Source organism: Serratia liquefaciens (assembly GCF_027594825.1).
In the GTDB taxonomy this organism is placed as follows: Bacteria; Pseudomonadota; Gammaproteobacteria; order Enterobacterales; family Enterobacteriaceae; genus Serratia; species Serratia liquefaciens_A.
Map to the genome: position 1 here is coordinate 5014336 of NZ_CP088930.1, position 16555 is coordinate 5030890.

At 54.9% G+C, this 16555-nt stretch carries 20 protein-coding genes; 14 read left to right on the plus strand and 6 right to left on the minus strand.

Going from position 1 to position 16555, the window contains the following annotated elements; genetic code table 11:
* The first annotated feature begins 43 nt into the window (after positions 1–43).
* The 3 genes from yobA to LQ945_RS23235 all read left to right on the plus strand — a co-directional run bounded on the left by yobA (position 44) and on the right by LQ945_RS23235 (position 1723).
* Positions 44–427, plus strand: a complete 384-nt coding sequence (yobA, locus tag LQ945_RS23225; protein ID WP_270101835.1) for a CopC domain-containing protein YobA — start codon at positions 44–46, stop codon at positions 425–427.
* Positions 428–430: 3 nt separating this feature from the next.
* Positions 431–1312 (plus strand): copper homeostasis membrane protein CopD, encoded by an 882-nt coding sequence (gene copD, locus LQ945_RS23230; protein WP_270101836.1) that lies wholly within the window; start codon positions 431–433, stop codon positions 1310–1312.
* Positions 1313–1381: 69 nt separating this feature from the next.
* Positions 1382–1723, plus strand: coding sequence for a YebY family protein (locus tag LQ945_RS23235; protein WP_270101837.1), 342 nt, complete (start codon positions 1382–1384; stop codon positions 1721–1723).
* A 486-nt stretch (positions 1724–2209) separates the two neighbouring features.
* On the opposite strand, the gene LQ945_RS23240 is transcribed toward LQ945_RS23235, so the two are convergent.
* Complete coding sequence (locus LQ945_RS23240; protein WP_270101838.1) at positions 2210–2746, minus strand: DUF4136 domain-containing protein; 537 nt, start codon at positions 2744–2746, stop codon at positions 2210–2212.
* A gap of 316 nt (positions 2747–3062) precedes the next feature.
* Here LQ945_RS23240 and LQ945_RS23245 point away from each other — a divergent pair, with 316 nt between their 5' ends.
* The gene (locus LQ945_RS23245) at positions 3063–3413 is read left to right on the plus strand and encodes a DUF4377 domain-containing protein (protein ID WP_041415315.1); all 351 of its coding nucleotides are present in this window, start codon (positions 3063–3065) and stop codon (positions 3411–3413) included.
* A gap of 43 nt (positions 3414–3456) precedes the next feature.
* Here the strand turns inward: LQ945_RS23245 and LQ945_RS23250 are convergent, their stop codons facing one another.
* A complete protein-coding gene (locus LQ945_RS23250) occupies positions 3457–4368 on the minus strand; it encodes an aminoglycoside phosphotransferase family protein (RefSeq protein WP_270101839.1) in 912 nt (303 codons plus the stop codon).
* A gap of 148 nt (positions 4369–4516) precedes the next feature.
* On the opposite strand from LQ945_RS23250, the gene fabV reads away from it, so the two are divergent.
* The 7 genes from fabV to LQ945_RS23285 all read left to right on the plus strand — a co-directional run bounded on the left by fabV (position 4517) and on the right by LQ945_RS23285 (position 8328).
* A complete protein-coding gene (gene fabV / locus LQ945_RS23255) occupies positions 4517–5716 on the plus strand; it encodes an enoyl-ACP reductase FabV (protein WP_020826387.1) in 1200 nt (399 codons plus the stop codon).
* Between the two features lie 142 nt (positions 5717–5858).
* Positions 5859–6422 (plus strand): DUF2975 domain-containing protein, encoded by a 564-nt coding sequence (locus tag LQ945_RS23260; protein ID WP_262241221.1) that lies wholly within the window; start codon positions 5859–5861, stop codon positions 6420–6422.
* A 7-nt stretch (positions 6423–6429) separates the two neighbouring features.
* Positions 6430–6645 carry a helix-turn-helix domain-containing protein gene (locus LQ945_RS23265; RefSeq protein WP_026142313.1) on the plus strand — a complete coding sequence of 72 codons (216 nt, stop codon included), beginning with the start codon at positions 6430–6432 and terminating at the stop codon, positions 6643–6645.
* 221 nt (positions 6646–6866) lie between these two features.
* The gene (locus LQ945_RS23270) at positions 6867–7091 is read left to right on the plus strand and encodes a hypothetical protein (RefSeq protein ID WP_270101840.1); all 225 of its coding nucleotides are present in this window, start codon (positions 6867–6869) and stop codon (positions 7089–7091) included.
* A 177-nt stretch (positions 7092–7268) separates the two neighbouring features.
* Positions 7269–7589, plus strand: coding sequence for a hypothetical protein (locus LQ945_RS23275; protein ID WP_270101841.1), 321 nt, complete (start codon positions 7269–7271; stop codon positions 7587–7589).
* 27 nt (positions 7590–7616) lie between these two features.
* Positions 7617–7925 (plus strand): hypothetical protein, encoded by a 309-nt coding sequence (locus tag LQ945_RS23280; protein ID WP_270101842.1) that lies wholly within the window; start codon positions 7617–7619, stop codon positions 7923–7925.
* Positions 7926–7968: 43 nt separating this feature from the next.
* Entirely contained in the window at positions 7969–8328 is a 360-nt protein-coding gene (locus LQ945_RS23285) for a hypothetical protein (protein ID WP_270101843.1), read from the plus strand.
* Here LQ945_RS23285 and LQ945_RS23290 read toward each other — a convergent pair.
* Complete coding sequence (locus LQ945_RS23290) at positions 8325–9233, minus strand: LysR family transcriptional regulator (RefSeq protein ID WP_270103022.1); 909 nt, start codon at positions 9231–9233, stop codon at positions 8325–8327. The two genes, LQ945_RS23285 and LQ945_RS23290, sit on opposite strands and share 4 nt — an antisense overlap.
* A 130-nt stretch (positions 9234–9363) precedes the next feature.
* On the opposite strand from LQ945_RS23290, the gene pcaD reads away from it, so the two are divergent.
* Positions 9364–10161, plus strand: coding sequence for a 3-oxoadipate enol-lactonase (gene pcaD, locus LQ945_RS23295; protein WP_270101844.1), 798 nt, complete (start codon positions 9364–9366; stop codon positions 10159–10161).
* 60 nt (positions 10162–10221) lie between these two features.
* Here the strand turns inward: pcaD and dcuR are convergent, their stop codons facing one another.
* The 3 genes from dcuR to LQ945_RS23310 all read right to left on the minus strand — a co-directional run bounded on the left by dcuR (position 10222) and on the right by LQ945_RS23310 (position 13505).
* Positions 10222–10935: a two-component system response regulator DcuR gene (gene dcuR / locus LQ945_RS23300; RefSeq protein ID WP_182824204.1), complete on the minus strand. Its 714-nt coding sequence runs from the start codon at positions 10933–10935 to the stop codon at positions 10222–10224.
* A gap of 3 nt (positions 10936–10938) precedes the next feature.
* The gene (locus tag LQ945_RS23305) at positions 10939–12540 is read right to left on the minus strand and encodes a sensor histidine kinase (protein WP_270101845.1); all 1602 of its coding nucleotides are present in this window, start codon (positions 12538–12540) and stop codon (positions 10939–10941) included.
* A 122-nt stretch (positions 12541–12662) separates the two neighbouring features.
* The gene (locus LQ945_RS23310; protein ID WP_044549892.1) at positions 12663–13505 is read right to left on the minus strand and encodes a class I fructose-bisphosphate aldolase; all 843 of its coding nucleotides are present in this window, start codon (positions 13503–13505) and stop codon (positions 12663–12665) included.
* Between the two features lie 535 nt (positions 13506–14040).
* Between LQ945_RS23310 and LQ945_RS23315 the strand changes: the two genes are divergently transcribed.
* Positions 14041–14970 (plus strand): sugar ABC transporter substrate-binding protein, encoded by a 930-nt coding sequence (locus LQ945_RS23315; protein WP_182824210.1) that lies wholly within the window; start codon positions 14041–14043, stop codon positions 14968–14970.
* A gap of 97 nt (positions 14971–15067) precedes the next feature.
* Entirely contained in the window at positions 15068–16552 is a 1485-nt protein-coding gene (locus LQ945_RS23320; RefSeq protein ID WP_182824211.1) for a sugar ABC transporter ATP-binding protein, read from the plus strand.
* Positions 16553–16555 lie beyond the last annotated feature (3 nt).

Genomic DNA, 16555 nt, shown 5'->3' on the forward strand with positions numbered 1-16555 from the left:
TGGCTCCTTATCACCCTCGATTATTGCTTTAAGGGATATCACTGTGATCGGTAAAATTCGGACTTCTTATCGCCTGCTTTCCACCATTTTTGTGCTGTTTGTCGGGCTGTCGTCACCGCAGGCGCTGGCGCATGCCCATTTAAAAGTTGAAACGCCGGCGGCAGATGCCAGCGTGAGTCCGGCACCCAAGGTGCTGACACTCAATTTCTCCGAAGGTATTGAGCCCAACTTCAGCGGCATTAAAATCACCGGCCCGGACAACGCCGAAGTGAAAACCGGCAAGCTGCAGCTCGATGCGAACAACAATACCCAGGTCAATCTGCCTATCGAAGGCGATCTGACGGCGGGCAAATATAACGTCAGCTGGCATGTGGTGTCGGTCGACGGTCATAAAACCAAGGGCCAATACAGCTTCACCGTAAACTGACCCATGACTCTGGCGACCCTGTTTGTCCTGTGTCGCTTTGTGCACTTTGCGGCGGTGATGCTGATGTTTGGCTCCAGCTTATTCACCGCCTTATTGTCGCCGCAGCGCCTTTCCCCGTATCTCACCCGTGATGTGCGTCCTTTGTTGGTCTCTTGCACCTGGCTTGCCGGGCTTTCCGCTATTGCGTTGCTGGCTATTCAAGCCGGGCAGATGGGGGACGGCTGGGCAGATACCTGGCGACTTGACGTGTGGTGGGCAGTACTGGGCACCACCTTTGGCGAGGTTTGGCGCTGGCACCTGGGCATTTCAATGCTGGCGTTGCTGAGCCTGTGGCTGGCCGAGCCACGCCGTACGCAACTGCTGGCGCTGCTTTCCACACTGCTGTTGGTCAGCATGGCGTTTATCGGCCATGCGGCGATGCATGGTGGGGGGCTTGGCGCACTGCATCGTTTCAATCACGCGCTGCACCTGCTGGCGGCCGGATACTGGTTTGGCAGCCTGTTGCCGCTGCTGGTCTGTTTGCGCTACCTCACTCAACCGCAGTGGCGCAGCGACGCGGTGACCACATTGATACGCTTCTCGCGCTGGGGACACCTGGCTGTGGCGCTGGTGCTGCTGACCGGCGTAATCAACAGTTTGATCATTCTCGGCAGTTGGCCGCTGGACGTAGATTCTCCGTACCAACGCCTGCTGCTGTTTAAAACCGCGCTGGTGGCGCTGATGGTTATGGTGGCATTAGCCAACCGCTACGCCGTCGTCCCGGCGATGAGCAGCATGCCACGGCTGGCGCAGCGCGGGCTGGTGCTTGCCTGCTGGGCGGAGTTGGGGTTAGGGGCGGTGGTGCTGCTGCTGGTCAGTTTATTTGCAACCTATGCGCCGGTATAACATTCCGGCTTGCCGGATGCCCCCAAACTGCGGGAAAATTGAATCAAATAGCAACCCTAAGGCCATAACATGAAATCGGTATTACTTGGCATGACGCTGCTGGCAACCGCGACCGGTGCTTTGGCAGCAGACCAACTGGTGAACATCACCAAGCTGGAATACGGCAAGCAGTGGGCGTTCACCAAAGAAGAAGTGACGCTGCAGTGCCGCAGCGGCGATGCGTTGTTCGTGCTCAACAACAGCACGCTGATGCAGTACCCGCTTAACGCGGCCGCAGAAGCGCAGGTGAAAGCAGGGCAGCAACGCGCTCAACCGCTGGACGTGATCCTGCTCGATGACGCCGCCAATCCGGGCCATAAGATGAGTGTTGAGCCGTACCGCGAACGCGCTGAGAAGCTCTGCGCGAACTAATCGCTTATCCCCCAATGGCTTAGTGCGAGGTTAACCGGTGATGGATAATTGCACGAAATTAATTCCGTAATGAAACTATCACCGGCCGTGCGGCTGGCTGGCAAAAATAGCGCGGTAAGCTACTCTTAAAGTGCACGGCTGAACAAGCCTTGCACAAAATGCCAACTTTTAGCGCACGGCTCCCTCCCAAGAGCCATTTCCCTAGACCGAATATAGGAATCGTATTCGGTCTTTTTTTGTGTTTGATTTATAAGCGTATTTTAGAAATCAGAAAAATAAGCTGCAGCCATGGCTTTGCCCAAGCTCAAATCCCGGTAATCAAACGCGCTACAGAGGAAAGATCGTTTTTCTGCATGATTGCTACGAGGAAACGACATATATCGGGGTGATCTGTCAGCTTAACAGTGCAACAGATACAGCAAGCCCTATTGGTCTAAATAGGGCTTGTGGCGGAGACTAGGTTTTCCTGCTGATGACTCAAAACCATCAGCGGCTTGCAGCTCCTGCCCGGAAGGGGTAAGCGGCAAACAGCGCGGTTACCGCCTGTTGGATCTGCGCCTGGCTGGCGGGTTGTGCGTCTGAGTTGAGCGTGTCACTGGCGGTTCCACGCCAAACCAGCTGTTTCTTCTTGCTGTCCACCAGATCCACCGTCAGGGTGCCTTCGGTGTAGGTCCACATAGTTTGATTGTATCCGCCCCAACCGGCGTAGCCCCAGCGGCCAATCGGTGCGGGGGAGTTATTCACCTGTACTTTGTTTTGTTTCATTGCGCTGCTGTAAACCAACAGGTCTGGAGATGCGCTGAGCGTATAGCCACGTTGCTCCATCTGTTGCGCTATGGCGCTATGAATATACTTACCCGTCAGCGTTTGGTATTGGCCTGCAGCCTCTGGGGCAAAGCCATAAGTATGGTATTGGCTGAAATTAGCACCGTGGTCGTAGTCACTGGTCACCTGCGGCTGATTGGCGCAGCCCGACAATAACGCCAAGGAACTTGCGAGCAAAAGGCAAGAAAGCGGACGCATAGAAAACCCCTTCAGGATTATTAGTTTCATAAACTTAGCCCCAGAAGGTGAGCTTGGCAAATCTGGTCAACAGGAACGGGTTGGGTGGACCACGTGAACGAAAAAAACGTAGCGTTCGCGCCAGAAAGAGCAGGGCTGTTTGTGTTCCGTGGGGGCATCAGGCAATTCAGGCCGCGAATGCTCAGGCCTGTAGCGATAAGCTGGAGTTTCGGCTCGTTCCACCTCAACGCGCCTGAAAATTAAGAACATGCCGCTGGCCGCGGTGGCAGAGGCTTTGTTACTATCGGCCCACCCAAAGTCTCAATGGTGCATTACTTTGAAAATCAAAGCGTTGTTATTTATCGCCTTAGTCGGCCTCGCCGGCTGCAGCCAGGAGGGAGCGAAAGTGAGCCAACCCGTGAATAAAGACGGAGATCATACGGAAGTGTTGCTGGTTAACAGCGCGCTGGTAGATTGCATGGGCGTTGCCCCAATGAAATGCATGCAGGTTCGTCACTCTGTGCAGGGCCAGTGGGAAATGTTTTACAGCCAGATCGAAGGCTTTACCTTCGAACCCGGCTACCGCTACCGCCTGAAGGTTAAAGTGACCGAACTGGAAAACGTCCCGGCCGACGCTTCTTCGCTGCGCTATACGCTGGTCGAGCAGTTGGAAAAGAACAAGGTCTGATAGCCGTATGCAGGTCGGGGCCGAATGTCCTGACCTGATAACCTCAAAGCGATAACCCAACGTCCGCCGCCACCTGTTCAATCTGATAGCGCGAAGTCCGCGCCAACGCAGGCTCTTTTTCAACGTAATACGCATACGCAATCACGCCAATCGACAATGCCCAGGCACGGCCACGCAGCCAGGTGGCTTTATCGGTATCCACGGCGCGTTTAAAATCCTTGCGGGTGTCCTGACTCAATAAATTCCAGGCGACAATCAAATCCACCGCCGGATCGCCAATCGCCATACCGCCCCAGTCGATCACCGCCGCCAACTTACCTTCGTTGATCAGCAGGTTGCCCGGTTGGATATCGGTGTGGATCCAGCATGGGCCAGCGCTGTTCTCCTGTATCTGGCTAACGGTTTCCCACACGTGCAGCAGAATATCCGTATCGAGATAGCCAGCACATTGTGCTATCGCGCTGCGGGTGAGGGCGTTTCTGGCACCAAGCGGGCCGCCGCGATAGGAGGTCAGGCTCTTTTGCAGCTCAGGATCGGCAACAGGAATGGCATGCAGCGCGTGGACAAATTCCCCCAGCTGTTGCGCCAACGCGTAGCCGTCTTCGCCGCAAACCGGCATTGTTCCCTTGATCCAACGGCCGACGCACCAGTTGAAAGGGTAGCCTGCTTGGGGCTGACCCTGCGCCAGCGGAACGGGAACCGGGACCGGCAGATAACGGGATAGCAACGGCGGGTAACGGTTTTCCCGCTCAAGCGCCGCCGCGGCCGACGGCGTGCGCGGCAGACGAATATAGAGCTCGTCGCCCAGCCGCAGCATCACGTTATCGGTGCCGGCAATAGCGACCGGCGTTATCGCCAAAGCCGCCCACTGCGGAAACTGGCTGGCGAGCATCGATGACACCAGGTTGAGATCAATATCCACTTCGTCGGCGTGTAATTTGGCGATAAAACTCACGTGCGTACTTCCTTTAAGGCTGAAATTTAAGGCGTGAGACTGGTCTGCTCACTGGGCTTGTTGCAATTCTGCCATGCACCCAGCTTAAGTATATTGATAAAATCAGGTATATTGTCCTTCGGTTTTTAGCTACCAAGAAAAAATTACTATGATTATCAAACCTAAAATTCGTGGTTTTATCTGCACTACCGCTCACCCGGCAGGTTGTGAAGCCAATGTCCGTGAGCAAATCGCCTACGTTAAATCACGTGGCGAACTGAAAAACGGGCCGAAAAAAGTGCTGGTGATCGGTGCTTCCACCGGTTACGGCCTGGCGTCACGTATCAATGCCGCCTTCGGCAGCGGTGCGGCCACTATCGGCGTATTTTTTGAAAAGCCGGGCAGCGAAGGCAAAACCGGTTCTGCCGGTTGGTATAACTCTGCCGGTTTTGACAAGGCAGCTAAAGAAGAAGGCCTGTACGCGAAAAGCGTTAACGGCGATGCGTTCTCCAACGAATGCCGCCAAACGGTCATTGACCTGATCAAACAGGATCTGGGCCAGATCGACATGGTGGTTTACTCGCTGGCTTCGCCGGTGCGTAAAATGCCGGAAACCGGTGAAGTGGTGCGCTCTGCGCTGAAACCTATCGGCGAACCGTACAAATCCGTGGCGCTCGACACCAACAAAGACGTGCTGGTTGAAGCCGTGGTTGAGCCGGCCAACGAGCAGGAAATTGCCGACACCGTCAAAGTGATGGGTGGCCAGGACTGGCAACTGTGGATGGACGCACTGGAAGAAGCCGGCGTGCTGGCGGACAACGTGCAGGCAGTGGCTTACTCCTACATCGGTACCGATCTGACCTGGCCAATCTACTGGCACGGTACGCTGGGCAAAGCCAAAGAAGACCTGGATCGTGCGGCGCAGGCCATCGATCAGAAACTGAAGGCCAAAGGCGGCGCGGCTTACGTTGCCGTGCTGAAGTCGGTGGTGACTCAGGCTTCCTCCGCTATCCCGGTCATGCCACTGTATATCTCCATCGTTTTCAAAATCATGAAAGCGCAGGGGATCCACGAAGGCTGCATCGAGCAGATCCAGCGTCTGTTCGCCACCAAACTGTACAGCGGCACCGCGCCGGATACCGATGAGAAGCACCGTCTGCGTCTGGACGACTGGGAACTGCGCGACGACGTGCAGAACACCTGCCGTGAAATCTGGGCACAAATCGACGACAGCAACATCAACGAACTGACCGATTACCTGGGCTACAAGGCCGAGTTCCTGCGTCTGTTCGGTTTTGGTCTGCAAGGCGTAGATTACGAAGCCGACCTCAGCGGTGAAGTTAAGTTTGATGTGATTGAGCTGGTCTAAATCCGTCGAGCATTGAGAAAGGGCCGGGCTTCCGGCCTTTTTTACGCCTGTCACCCAACAGCTCATCAGTCCAGTTGATCGTTGACAGCAATAAGTTATCGTTTTACGATAACTTATTGCTGTTTTTATGGATGAACTCGTTATGGGCGCTGTGCCACGGATCCACCTTCCGCTTTACGTACGCTGTTTGTGTTTGTTGATCATGACGATGCTGATTGTCAGCACCGGCGTAGAGATGTTTATGATTGTCCAGGGCTGGGTGCAGGGCGAGGCGTTCAACAGCATCGTGGCGTCCTACCGCGACTATTACCCGGAACTGAACGCCTATGCCGTTCCGCAGCAGCGCTGGGCTCTGGTGGCCACCCTGTTGTTGGATATGTTCTCCTGTGTGCCTTATTACAGCGCACTGCTGTGCGGCGCCGGGCTGTTTTACCAGTTCTATCGCGGCAACGTGTGGCACCGCAACAATATGCTGCTGTTGCAGGTCATCGGCATCCTGCTGATTGTCGACGTGCTCTTCCCCTCGCTGGCTGGGATGTTGCAGGTGATGATACTGACGGCCAATGAAAAAATGCTGCTAATAATTTATTATGGCGTCAACAGCGAGTCGATACGCTCGCTGATCGTAGGCTGCGCAATCCTGGTGTTTAGCCGGGTATTCCTGGAAGCGTTGCGGCTGAATGAAGAACAGCTTTCTTTCGTGTGAGAATAGAGTGGCGATAATAGTAAGTCTTGATGTCATGTTGGCCAAAAGGAAGATGCGTTCGAAGGAGCTGGCAGAACAGGTGGGGATCACCGAACAAAATCTGTCCCTGCTGAAGAACGGCAAGGTGAAGGGCGTCAGACTGGAAACGTTAGACAAAATCTGCCGGATCCTCGACTGCCAGCCTGGCGATCTTCTGGCCTGGCAACCGGATAACGAAGGCTAACCCGGTGGCGTGCCCCGCACGCCATATCGTCAATAGACGAATTGATATTTATTACCGACACCCTGGATAGGTTTATTTTACGTTAAATTATTAGCGGCCTTATTTAAATTAAATGAGGTTGCCCTTGCTTTGCCTGTGGTTGAATACGGGTTATTAAACTAAAAAAAGTAATTTTTTTATTTACTGCGGTTAACGATAACGTTTATTTTAAAGGAGGATATATGAAATTACGCCAATGGATCCCGGCACTATTAATTATGCTGAGTGGTTGCAGCCATATTCAACCCGGTTTGTCATTTTCAGGGTCCGGCTGGGAGAAGCCAAAGCCCGCTACCCGCGAGCAAAGGCAGCGCATCAGCGCCGGAGAGTCAGCCTCTGCGGTACTGAACGAGAGAGGGCCGAGTATCGGCGGAACCATCGACTGGTCAAAGTTGTGGGATCGTTAATTCACCAAATATATTTTGATTACGAATTATAAGCCCAATGGCACTCATTTAATTAGGATTTATTGTTTGTCGGGTAATATGTTTATTTCTTCGCGTTGTTTGTTTTGACGGCGCTGAATATCTTTCTTTATTTAATGGAAATGAGCGCCATTATGGGCCTTATTACAGGAGTTTATTGTGGAAAAAGGCATCCCCATCATTTTCATATTTTTATTGTTGCCCTGGTGTCATCAGGCCTCCGCCGCGCGTTATGAGCGGGAGTATGAAGGCGTCTCTTCGGTGCTGTTTCGCAAAAAACTGAAAGAGGTGGCTCATGGCTTGTGGGACGAGATGGGCAATGAGAAACAGCGGCCTCTGATATCGACGCAAAGCGAAGACAATACGCTGGCCCAGCGTAAAGCCTGCAAAGGGCAGAGGAGCAAGGCTGCCGCCGCGAGTGAACCGCATCCCTCGGCATTGCCGCGCGAAGAACAACCGCTGCTTATCAACGGTTGCTAGCCTCATGCATTAATGGAGTTTTTGCTTTTGAAATTGACCTCTTTGATGACAGCGGTACTCACCCTGTTGGCGTCCTCTTGTTGCTATTCGTTTGTCGACAAGCACGCTCAGCGCGCCGGTTTTGAGGCGGAGGAAAGCGCTGTGGATTACCGATTACGGTTTAACGGGCTGTTGCAACATCTGTGGTACGTAGAGCAACTACGTTCGGAACAGGCGCGCCTTGCCGCGATACGTCTTGAACGCAAAGCGTTGGAGTCCGCTATGTTACCGCGTGAATGTCGGGCAACACCTGTGCCGCTGTTTTTAGTCGGAAACAGTGCCATAGCCAGAAGATAGTTTTTTGGGGTCAACAGGTGAATTTAATATCGGGAGTCTATCAGTGAAACGGATTTTTCTTGCCTGCGTGGCGCAGTGGTCTTGCTTCTCATTACAGGCGTCGGTTGACTGGCAATACCATGCCCCGCAGCCGCTGGATAACAAAATCTCTGAGGAGTACCAGCAAAAGCGCAGCGGGTTAAAACATAAAGTATGGAGTGCCGAGGGCGTGGCGTCGGCCAATGAGAAGGCGCTTGAGTTGGAACGGCAGCGTGCCGCCGCCGAGCAGGCGAACCGGCAGCAGCTTAAAACGCTGTATGGCGAGTACCAGTATCCTTGTGGCAAGCGGAAACAACAATACGGCAAACTGTGCAACCTGCCGCGTGGGATGACGGATTTTCCGGGACACAAGCGCCACCCTTAGTGCCCTTGTAACTGGCTGGGCATCTGCGCCAACAGGACGTCGATCGCTGCCCGCGTTTTGGCCGGTAAATAGCGGCTGTGCGGCCAAACTGCGTGGATTTCACTGGGCAGCAGGTGAATGTGGCTGAGTACCGGCACCAGTTCACCGCTGCGCAGGTAACGGGTCGACAGCCAGTTGGGGAGCCACACCAGGCCGGTTGCGGCGACGGCGGCATCCGCCAGTGAATGCAAGTCGTCAAGCCGCAGGCGGATATCGATATTCAGATCGTCGACTCTGGCATTGGCCAACAGTTGGCGCCACCCCACGTCTTCACCGGATCGATGATAGGCAATGGCCGTATGGCCGGCGAGCGTTGCAATATCTTCAGGGGTGCCCTGTGCGGCCAAATAGGCCGGTGCGGCGCAAAGCATCAGATATTGGTCCCCTAAACGTCGAGCCACCATGTTTGCGCTGTCGGCCAACGGGCCAATACGTATCGCCAGGTCGAAGCCCTCCTCAACCAAATCCACCACCCGATCGTTAAATGCAATGTCGAGCTGCAGTTCCGGATAACGGCCAAGCAGCGCCATAAGGATTGGGGTAATGCAGTGGCGACCCAGCAGTTTCGGTGCACTGACGCGCAAGGTGCCTTGCGGCTGCTTCCGTCCGCTGTCGATTTCGGCGTCTGCGGCATCCAGTTCGCTTAATGCACGCAGACAGCGATCGTAATAGGCCTGACCCTCATGGGTCAGCGTCAGGCCGCGGGTATTGCGATAAAACAGTAATACCCCGAGCCGTTGTTCCAACCGGGCAATGCTTTTGCCTACCGCCGAGCGGGTCAGGTGCATGCGCTCGGCAGCCTGGGCGAAATTGCCTGCCTCGACGACCCGCACGAAAGTCGAAATGCCGGTGAGGCGATCGTTAATGGTCACAATGGGGTCCTTTCAGGATACACAGCCGGTCATTTAAGGCGCTCGTCAGCCTTTTTTAATCCTATAGCATAGTGGATATCGGGCGTTGGGGATCTTCCCGCGTTCAAGGTGCATGGGAGCGAATATGAGCAACTTGTCTTTTGTTACCGCCGGCGACGGCTGCAAAATCGCCTACCGGTTTGACGGCGAAGCCGATAAGCCGGTGTTGGTACTATCCAACTCGATCGGCACCACGTTGGCGATGTGGGATGAGCAAATCACCGCGCTCGCCGAGCATTTTTATCTCCTGCGTTACGACAGTCGGGGGCATGGAGATTCGGATGCCCCTGCGGGGGCCTATTCAATCGCCCGGCTGGGGCGAGACGTCGTGGAGCTGCTTGATGCATTGCGACTGCATAAAGTGTTCTTTTGCGGTTTGTCATTGGGCGGCATGGTGGGGCAGTGGCTCGGCGTGCATGCCCCGGAGCGTATTGAAAAGTTGGTTCTGGCTAACACCGCTTCCTATTTGGGGCCGGCAGCGCAGTGGGATGAGCGGATTGCCGAACTGAAACCGCAGATGGAGATGAACGAGGTTGCCGAAGGCTTTCTGGCCAATTGGTTTTCGGCGGAGTATCGGCAGCGGCATGCGGCGACCATCGATAAATTCCGAACGATACTGCTGGCGACGTCGGCCCAGGGGTTGGCGGGGTGCTTTGCCGCCGTGCGGGATCTGGATATGCGCCGCACGGTGGCGTTGATTACCTCGCCAACGCTGATCATTGCCGGGCTCGACGACAAAGTCACGGCGCTGTCGCATAGTGAGTTGCTGGCCCGTACCGTCCCGGAGGCCGAATTGATGGTGTTGCCGGTGGTGCATCTGTCCAATGTCGAGCGCCCGGACGATTTTGTGACCGCACTGCGCACTTTTCTGCTGGGGCAGTGAGATAAAAGAGCGGCCCCTGGCCGCAATGACGTTCGATGAACCCCTTGGTGGGGGCATCGCCTAGCGGCAATACTCTTTCAGCATGGCAATCGCGTCCGGCTTTAACTGGTAAAGGTAGACCGGCCTGCCGGTGGTGCCGTAGAGAATGCGGGTGCCCAGAATGCCGCTTTCCGCCAGATAGATAAGGTATTTACGGCAGGAAACGCGTGAAATGCCGATAGCGTTCGCCAGGTTGTCGGTCGAAAACTCCCCGTCCTGCTGTTGTTCAATCCATTCGCACACCGTACTCAGCGTGATGCTGGTTAACCCTTTCGGCAGTTTCTTGCCTTCGCTGCTGTTGGGTTGGCGGCGCAGCAGGCTGTCGACATCGGCCTGCGAGAATTCGCGCTGTGCCAGGATCTGCGACTGCTGCTGGTAGTTGCTCAGCGCCTCTTTGAAACGGCCGAACTGGAAGGGTTTAATCAGATAATCCACCACGCCGTAGTGCAAGGCGCGTTGCACCGTGTCCACGTCGCTGGCGGAGGAAATGATAATGACGTCGGTTTTTTCACCCAGCTCGCGCAGGCCGGGCAGCAGATCCAGGCCATTCTCCTGCTGCATATAGATATCCAGCAGCACCAGATCGATACCGATCTCGCTATCGGCCAACAACTCGCGTGCCTGCGCCAGCGTGGCAACGGTGGCCTGACAGTGAAAGCCGCTTACCTGGCTCAGGTAGTATTTGTTCAACTCCGCTACCATCGGGTCGTCATCAATAATCAATACGTTAATCATGGGTCAGCCCTTGGCCTGATAGGGAATATGGACAAAGAACTGGGTCAGTACACCCGGTTCAGATTCAAAATCAATGCTGCCGCCCAGTTTTTCCAGGCTGCTGCGGATCAGCGCCAGGCCGATACCGCGCCCCGGCCCTTTGGTGGAAACACCCTGCTCAAAGATACGGGCGCCCAGAGCCGGATCGATGCCGGGGCCGTCATCGCTGATTATACAGTGTAAGTGATTCTCATTGTGATGAAAGCTCAGGTTGATCTCGTGTCCTTCAACGCCGTCGATGGCGTCAATGGCGTTTTCAATCAGGTTGCCCAGTACGCTGATCAGCACGTGGGTGGTTTCCGCGTCGTCGGTTTCCGGCAGCAGGCTGGCTTCATCAATGGTCAGCTCAATACCGGCTTCGTGGGCACGGCTGATTTTGCCGATAAAGAAACCGGCGACCTCTGGCGACTGTATTTTGCGTAGCAGCGCGCCGATCTCTTCCTGGTAGTTACTGGCGGTGTTGATGATGTAGTTTTCCAACTGCTGATAAGCCTTCATATGCAGCATGCCGAGGATCACGTGCAGTTTGTTCATAAACTCGTGCGACTGCACGCGCAATGCGTCGGCGTAGTGGGCCATGCCGCTCAGGCGCTGCACCAACTGGCTGATTTCGGTTTTATCGCGGAAGGTGGCGATGGCACCAATCACCTGGCCCTTGACGATCACCGGCACGGTATTGGTCAGAAGTTCGCTGCCGTTGAAGCTGATCTGCTGGTCACGCAGCGGTTTACCGCTGGCCAAGACTTCCGCCAAATGCAGTTGGGCCGGCCAGTATTTGCTGGCGGACTCCAGCAGCAGATTTTCGAAAGGGCCACTTTGGCGCAGCAGGCGTTTCGCCTCATCGTTAACGATGGTGATACGTGACTGGTTATCGACCGCGATGACGCCTTCTTTAATCGACTGCAGCATGGCGTTGCGCTGTTCAAACAGGTTGGAGATTTCGTAGGGTTCAAAACCGAGCATGATGCGTTTTAACGCTTTCACCAGGAAGAAGGTGCCGAGCGTGCCGACCAGCGCGGCGAACGCGAGGGTCAAATAGATGATCCAGCGGCTTTCTGCCACCACCCGGTGAACGGTATCGAGTGCGATGCCCAGCGCCACTACCCCTATCTGTCGGCGTTCGCTGTCATAAACCGGCGCAAAAACGCGCAGTGAGGGGGCCAGCGCGCCACGGTTGATGGCGCTGTTGGTTTTCCCGTGCAGGGCCGGTTCTAAATCGTCGCCGATAAAATGTTGGCCGATCAGCCAGGGTTTAGGGTGCGAGTAGCGGATGCCTTTCATGTCCACCACGGTGACGAACAGCAGTTCGTTTTGATGGCGCACCTGCTCGGCGAAGCGCTGGATCGCGCCACTGTGATCTTCCCGCTGCAGGCCGTCAACGACGTTACCGGAAAGCGCCACCGTTTCGGCAATTGCCATCGCCTTCTGGCGCTGCTGATCTTGCCCCTCGTGACTCATCTGCACAAAAAACAGCGCGTACACCACCAGCAGCACCGAAGCAATAATGGCAGACACCATCAGCGTGAGGGTGGTACTGAGTTTCAGCGGTATCCGTTGTTTGGGCATGGCGGTTCTCCGAATGGGCGTATCAGGATTTTAGCGGGGAATGGGGCGCGGGGCAGCGACCGGCAGCAGGTTATAACATGCTGCCGCCGGGTGAGGGATTATTTTAATTACAAAAGCCGGGATCAGGGCTGATGGTAGATTTCCAGTCCCTGCTGGCCGCTGGCTCCCTGATGGATGATCGCCATCAGCGCGCGGACCACTTTTGAAGGATTGTCGTGTTGATACACATTGCGGCCATATACCATGCCGGATGCGCCCTGTGCCATCAGCGCCGCGGATTTCTCCAGTACCGCGCCCAGTTCACCTTTACCGCCACCCCGCACCAACGTCGGGCAGCGCGCCGCCTCAACGATGCGGTGGAAGTCTTCCACCCGTTCGGTAGGGTCTGCTTTGATGATGTCGGCGCCCAACTCACGCGCCAATCGCACCAGCGGCACCATTTTTTCGACGTCGCCCAACGAGCCGTAAGCCGACCCCTGACCGGCAGGTGCCATAACCAGCGGCTCGACCATCAACGGCATGCCATAGCGATCGCAGGCATGGCGCAGACGGCCGATGTTTTCCACGCACTGGCGGAAAATGCCAGGCTCATCGGGGATCAGGTACAGATTCACCACTACGGCTGCGGCATCCATCTGCAGCGCTGCGAGTATCGGCGCTTCCGGGTTATGCAACACCGCCCACATTTCACGGTGACGCGCGGCGTTATAAGCGTTGCCGACGTCGGTACGCATCACCAGCGCCGGTTTATCGCGCTGTGGCGAGCATTGCAGCAAATCTGCCTGGCCGTAATTCACCTGAATGGCGTCGGGGCGGGCGACGATCAGGCTATTCATAACCCGCTCAATATCTTCCAGGCCGATTAAAAAATCCGGTTCATTGGCGATCCCGTGGTCAATCGCCACGTCGAGGCACTTGCCGTTATTGAACAGCCGGTTCATCCGTACCTTACTGCTGAGCTGCATGTCAGATCCTCCTGAAAACACATGTCCATTCAGTATTGTCGAGTAAACCGGGGGAGGAAACCACGGATCCGCAAACTGCGCGCTCGCTCGCATATTTACTGAGAGAACGCCTCTCCTTTTTTCATCGCAGCAGATCGCTTCCCGCCGCTGAACGCACTAAAGCCACGAGCGGGCTGGTGGCTTTTGCGTCATTTGTTAGATCCGTGTCATGTTTTTGTTACTTGGTTATTCCAAAACGCATGTTTCGCTTGTTTGGGTTAAAAAGTTTCAATAATCTCAATTATGAAATAAACATTTAATAGTGACGCAAGGGCGTCACGTCTTTGCCAAAAGGTTTATTTCAATTGATTGTTTTTAATCTATTTTGAGACATCGATCAAAATTTCACACACTGCCAGAAGACGGAAAAAAAGCGGTAAATCTGCCGTATCAAAGGGATAACACCGACCGGATTGTTGTTTGAATGTAAAAAATATTTTTCATTAGCTGTCAAATCAACAGGCCTCTTCACTCTAACGATTAAAGGGTACAGAACATGAAGCTGAAGAAACTGATCGTCACCTCGGTATTGATGTGCATGCTGCCGGCCAGCGTATTGGCAAAAGACATCAAAATCGGCGTTTCAATGGCTTATTTCGATGACAATTTCCTCACCATCCTACGCCAGTCAATGCAGAGCAAAATGAAACAGGACGGCAACGTCAGCGGTCAATTTGAGGATGCGAAAGGGGATATCGCCCAGCAGATCCAACAGATTGAGAACTTCGTCAGTCAGGGCGTCGACGCCATTATCCTCAACCCGGTCGATACCCAGGGCGTGAAACCGATGATCAAACTGGCGGAAAGCGCCAAGATCCCGCTGGTGTTCGTTAACCGCCGTCCGGAAGTGACGCTGCCTGCGGGCATGGCCTACGTAGGCTCAGATTCCAAACTGGCCGGCAAGCTGCAGATGGAAGAGTTGGCCAAGCTGATGAACGGCAAGGGCAACGTGATGATCCTGATGGGCGAACTGTCCAATGAAGCGACCCGCGACCGTACCCGCGGCGTGGAAGAGGTGGCGGCCAAGTATCCCGGCATCAAAATCCTCGACAAGCAAACCGCCAAGTGGGGCCGCAAGGAGGCCGTAGACATTACCACCGACTGGGCGCTGACCGGTCAGCAGATTGATGCCATCGCCTCCAACAACGACGAAATGGCCATTGGCGCGATCCTGGCGCTGAAACAGGCGAAGAAAACGGGCGTGCTGGTGGCCGGCGTTGACGGTACCCCGGACGCGCTGGAATTCATCAAGAAGGGCGATCTGGCGCTGAGCGTATTCCAGGACGCTAAAGGCCAGGGCGAAGGTGCGGTGCAAACCGCCATTCAGCTGGTTAAAGGCGAGAAGGTGGAAAGCAACGTCCTGATCCCTTATCAGCTGATCACCAAGGCCAATTATCAGGAATTTGCCGACAAGAACAGAAAATAAGCGTTAAAGCAGCGCGGTTATATCCTTTGCCGTATTTACCCGGTACACGGCGGTAAATACGGCAGGGATGCATTGACGAACGGCGGAGGTTATCAGTATGTATCCTTATGTTCTTGAGGCTGAAGGCATCAGTAAGCAGTTTCCCGGCGTAAAGGCGCTGGACAAGGTCTCAATTAAAATCAAACCAGGCAGCGTGCACGCTTTAATGGGCGAAAACGGCGCGGGAAAATCCACGCTGATGAAATGTTTAATCGGTATTTATCACCCCGATGAAGGCACCATTAAAATAAAAGGCCAACCGGTGACCTTCAGCGACACGCTGCAGGCGCTGCATTCGGGTATTTCCATGATTCACCAGGAACTCAACCTGGTGCCTTATATGACGGTAGCGGAAAATATCTGGCTAGGGCGTGAGCCGGCGAAGCTGGGCTTCGTAAACCATGATCAACTGAACAAGAAAACCCGCGAGCTGCTGGCGCGGCTGAACATCAAACTCAAACCGGAAACGATGGTGGGCGAACTGAGTATCGCCAGCCAACAGATGGTGGAGATCGCCAAGGCGGTTTCCTACAACGCGGACGTCCTGATCATGGACGAACCCACCTCGGCCCTGACCGAGGGTGAGGTGGTGCATCTGTTCGCCATCATTCGCGAGCTACGTGAGCAGGGCAAAGGCATTATCTACATCAGCCACAAGATGGACGAGATTTTTGCCATCACCGATGAGGTGAGCATCTTCCGCGACGGCACCTTTATTGCCAGCGATAAAACCGAAAACCTGACCAAACAGTCGCTGATCACCATGATGGTGGGCCGCGAACTGACCCAGATGTTCCCTAAATTCAACAACAATATCGGCGAGGAAGTGCTGCGGGTCGAAGGGCTGCGGCGTTCGGACTGGTTCCACGATGTCTCGTTCAGCGTGAAGCGCGGCGAGATCCTCGGCGTCGCCGGGCTGGTGGGCGCCGGGCGCAGCGAGGTGATGGAAAGCCTGTTCGGCATGCACCCGGCGGACGGCGGCAGTATTTTTATCGAGGGCAAGGCGGCAAAGGTCGATTCCCCTTCAAAGGCCATTGAACTCGGCCTGGCGTTCCTCACCGAAGACCGCAAAAAATCCGGGCTGTTCCTGGTGCTATCGGTGGTCGAGAACATGAGCATCGTCAACCTGTCGGAGTACATCGGCAAGAACGGGTTTGTCAGCCATGTGCAAATGGCCAAAGACTGCATGGAGCAGATCAAAAAGCTCAATATCAAAACCCCGACCATGGACCAAATCATCAATAACCTCAGCGGCGGCAACCAGCAGAAGGTGCTTATTGCCCGCTGGCTGCTGGCCCAACCCAAAATATTGATCCTCGATGAGCCGACGCGCGGCATCGACGTCGGGGCCAAGGCGGAGATCTATCGCCTGATCAGCGAGCTGGCGAACCGCGGCGTCGCCATTATTTTGGTGTCGTCGGAATTACCGGAAATCCTCGGCATGAGCGACCGGGTGATGGTGATGCACGGCGGCCGTATTACCGGCATTTTGGATAAAGAAGAAGCGGATCAGGAAAAAATCCTGGCGCTGGCCTCTGAATAACGC

Excerpts from the sequence above, each read along its gene's own strand:
- copD (WP_270101836.1), top strand. The coding sequence starts at position 431 with ATGACTCTGGCGACCCTGTTTGTCCTGTGTCGCTTTGTGCACTTTGCG.
- LQ945_RS23235 (WP_270101837.1), top strand. The coding sequence starts at position 1,382 with ATGAAATCGGTATTACTTGGCATGACGCTGCTGGCAACCGCGACCGGT.
- LQ945_RS23240 (WP_270101838.1), bottom strand. The coding sequence starts at position 2,746 with ATGCGTCCGCTTTCTTGCCTTTTGCTCGCAAGTTCCTTGGCGTTATTG.
- fabV (WP_020826387.1), top strand. The coding sequence starts at position 4,517 with ATGATTATCAAACCTAAAATTCGTGGTTTTATCTGCACTACCGCTCAC.
- LQ945_RS23260 (WP_262241221.1), top strand. The coding sequence starts at position 5,859 with ATGGGCGCTGTGCCACGGATCCACCTTCCGCTTTACGTACGCTGTTTG.
- LQ945_RS23270 (WP_270101840.1), top strand. The coding sequence starts at position 6,867 with ATGAAATTACGCCAATGGATCCCGGCACTATTAATTATGCTGAGTGGT.
- pcaD (WP_270101844.1), top strand. The coding sequence starts at position 9,364 with ATGAGCAACTTGTCTTTTGTTACCGCCGGCGACGGCTGCAAAATCGCC.
- dcuR (WP_182824204.1), bottom strand. The coding sequence starts at position 10,935 with ATGATTAACGTATTGATTATTGATGACGACCCGATGGTAGCGGAGTTG.
- LQ945_RS23305 (WP_270101845.1), bottom strand. The coding sequence starts at position 12,540 with ATGCCCAAACAACGGATACCGCTGAAACTCAGTACCACCCTCACGCTG.
- LQ945_RS23310 (WP_044549892.1), bottom strand. The coding sequence starts at position 13,505 with ATGCAGCTCAGCAGTAAGGTACGGATGAACCGGCTGTTCAATAACGGC.
- LQ945_RS23315 (WP_182824210.1), top strand. The coding sequence starts at position 14,041 with ATGAAGCTGAAGAAACTGATCGTCACCTCGGTATTGATGTGCATGCTG.
- LQ945_RS23320 (WP_182824211.1), top strand. The coding sequence starts at position 15,068 with ATGTATCCTTATGTTCTTGAGGCTGAAGGCATCAGTAAGCAGTTTCCC.